This is a genomic window from Burkholderia sp. Tr-20355, assembly GCF_017104685.1.
GTDB lineage: Bacteria > Pseudomonadota > Gammaproteobacteria > Burkholderiales > Burkholderiaceae > Burkholderia > Burkholderia seminalis.
The window spans coordinates 1-981 of record NZ_JAAGPK010000378.1; the positions used below are offsets into that span (position 1 = coordinate 1).

The 981-nt window shown below is 74.7% G+C and carries 2 protein-coding genes; both read right to left on the minus strand.

What is annotated here, in order from left to right; genetic code table 11:
• The coding region (locus tag G3N62_RS35490) for an iron chelate uptake ABC transporter family permease subunit (protein ID WP_206141553.1) at positions 1-282 on the minus strand (282 nt) is incomplete at its 3' end.
• A 15-nt stretch (positions 283-297) separates the two neighbouring features.
• Positions 298-981: ABC transporter substrate-binding protein (locus G3N62_RS35495; protein WP_206141554.1), on the minus strand; the 684-nt coding region annotated here is incomplete at its 5' end.

Sequence of the window (981 nt, forward strand, 5' to 3'; positions counted from 1 at the left end):
TCCGCCGCCGACCAGCAGCGCGAGCGCGACGCGCGGCGCGCGGATGTCGAGCAGCACCGCGCGCGCCTGCTGCGCGGCGGCATCGCCGCTCAGGGCGGCCCAGGCCTCCGCGAGCGGAATGCGATACGCGCCGACGCACAGCGCGACGACGGACATCGCGCACCCGAGCACGGCGAGCGCGGCCCGGGTGAACGGCGCCAGGCGGCGCGACGTGCCGACGCGCGCGGCGCCGGCGCGCCGGGCGGGCGACGGCGCGGAGAAGGGCGAAGCGTGAGCGGGCATCGAGATGATCCGGAATCAGGCGAGCGCATCCGACAGGCGTCGGTGCAGGGTCGTGACGGCGAGCGGCAGGCGCGGGCCGAAGCCGAGCAGCAACAGCGCGTCGAGCGACACCACGCGCCGCGCGCGGCCGGCCGGCGTCGCACCGAAACCGGGCGTTGCCAGTAGCGCGGCGCGACCGCCGACGGCGGCCAGCCCTTCGTCGGAGATCAGCACGACGTCGGGCGCGGCGGCCGCGAGTGCCTCGGTCGTCAGCGGCTTGAAGTGATCGAAGCCCTGCATCGCGTTGCGCGCGCCCGCATAGCGGATCATTGCGTCGGCGGCCGTGCGCTGGCCGGCGACGAGCGCCTGGTTGCCGGTATGGTTCAGCACGAACAGCACGCGCGGCGGTTGCACGCCGGCAGGCGCGCGCGCGGCGACCACGTCACGCGCGGCCTGCCAGTCGCGCTCGAAACGTTGCAGCAACGCGGTGCCGGCCTCGCGCACGTCGAGCGCCTGCGCGATGCCCGTGATCTTCGCGCGCACCGATTCGACGTCGTGGCGTTCGTCGAACGTCGTGATCGTGACGCCGGCGCTTTTCACCTGCGCGATCGCGGTGGGCGGGCCGGCTTCCGCCGACGCGAGCACGAGATCGGGGCGCAGCGACAGCAGCCCTTCGGCCGACAGCGCGCGCTGGTAGCCCACTTTCGGCAAACGCTTCGC